This window comes from Streptomyces fulvoviolaceus (genome assembly GCF_000718165.1).
Classification (GTDB): domain Bacteria; phylum Actinomycetota; class Actinomycetes; order Streptomycetales; family Streptomycetaceae; genus Streptomyces; species Streptomyces fulvoviolaceus.
Genome location: NZ_JOEY01000249.1, coordinates 1 through 204 on the forward strand (window position 1 = coordinate 1; position 204 = coordinate 204).

The 204-nt window shown below is 70.1% G+C and carries 1 protein-coding gene; it reads right to left on the bottom strand.

Features of this window, described 5'->3' with window-relative positions:
• The coding region (locus IG08_RS55590) for an AMP-binding enzyme (protein WP_043457905.1) at positions 1-204 on the bottom strand (204 nt) is incomplete at both ends.

Below are 204 nucleotides of genomic sequence, written 5' to 3' on the forward strand. Positions count from 1 at the left end.
GTCGACGACGTCGAAGCGGACCGGCACCTTGAACTTGGCCAGCCGGGTGCGGCAGAAGTCCCGCAACTCGTCCGTCCCCGCGCTGGTGCCGGGTCGGAAGACGATGAAGGCGCGGGGGACTTCGCCCCAGCGGGGGTGGGTGAGGCCGACGACGGCGGCTTCGAGGATGGCGGGGTGTTCGTACAGGACGCGTTCGACTTCGGG